This is a genomic window from Acinetobacter sp. YH01022 (assembly GCF_013420235.1).
Taxonomy (GTDB): Bacteria; Pseudomonadota; Gammaproteobacteria; order Pseudomonadales; family Moraxellaceae; genus Acinetobacter.
Map to the genome: position 1 here is coordinate 1 of NZ_VOYP01000103.1, position 1,244 is coordinate 1,244.

Annotated in this window: 1 protein-coding gene; it reads left to right on the forward strand. The window is 36.3% G+C overall.

The features are described from left to right. Positions 1-221: 221 nt before the first annotated feature. Positions 222-1,208, forward strand: coding sequence for a transposase (locus FTT87_RS15830; protein ID WP_180175109.1), 987 nt, complete (start codon positions 222-224; stop codon positions 1,206-1,208). The last annotated feature ends 36 nt before the right edge of the window (positions 1,209-1,244 follow it).

The window sequence follows — 1,244 nt, forward strand, 5'->3', positions numbered from 1 at the left end:
CTTGTATCTTGATTGATATAGTGATTAGCTACCACTATACGCAAATTGTAGAGTTTGTAATGCTGCTAAAATCTTAAATTTGAACCTGAGATAAAACCTACAATTTGCCCCTATCCCTCATACAACTCTGAACGGTAACTAAGCACTTTGATGCTGTATTCACAAGGTAAGATGATGGTTAATGGGATAAAAAGCATAGCTTAAACTCAAGGAATATCACCATGATTATGCTAGGTATTGATGTCAGTAAAACCAAAATAGATTGTTGCATTTTCCCTCAAGGTTTGACTGGAAAAAGAAAAAATAAAATATTTACTAATACAGAAAGTGGCTTTGGCAGTCTGCTCAAATGGCTCATCACTCTTAAAATTGAACCTGATCAAGTGACAGCAATCATGGAAGCGACTTCGGTTTATCATGAGAATTTGGGATATTATCTATATGATGCAGGTGTAAAGGTTTGTGTGGCTAATCCTTCACGAGTAAGAGCCTTTGCCAAAGGCATGTCGATGCTAAATAAAACGGATAAAGCTGATAGTGAAGCTCTTTCACGTTATGGTTACACCGCAAAGTTAATCATATGGCAGCCTGAACCTGAAAATGTCAGATTATTAAAAGCTTTACTAGGCAGACGAGATGTCTATCTAGGTAGTCTATTGCAGGAAAAGAATCGACTTGAAAAGGCGCAGTCCACCCATACCTCCGTTGTTGTGATTAAATTACTTGAAGAGAATATTGAGCATTTAAATCAGCAACTTGAACATATTGATAAGTTAATAAATAATCACATAGATCAAGATCCAACATTGAAACAGGATTTGAAATTACTGCAAACTATTCCTTCAATCGGTGAACGATCAGGCTTAATACTGTTGGGGTTATTTCATTCGCACAAGTTTGAAAAAGCAAGTCAAGCTGCTGCATATGTAGGTTTGGTTCCAGTACATCAGTTGTCTGGCACTTCAGTCAACAAGCAAAGTCACTTATCAAAAGCAGGTGACAGTAAAATACGCTCAGTATTGTATATGTCAGCATTAACAGCGATTAAATATAATCCACACATTGAAGCTTTATATCAACGATTATTAAGCCAGGGTAAAAATAAAATGTGTGCTTTAGGTGCTGCAATGCGCAAGCTTATACATCTGTGTTATGGCGTTTTAAAACATCAGACTGCCTATCAAAGAGATTATTTATTGGTCGAATAATCTCAAAACCTGATTGACTACTAAGACGGTATCTCA

Coding starts and splice junctions, on each gene's coding strand:
- FTT87_RS15830 (WP_180175109.1), top strand. CDS start 222: ATGATTATGCTAGGTATTGATGTCAGTAAAACCAAAATAGATTGTTGC.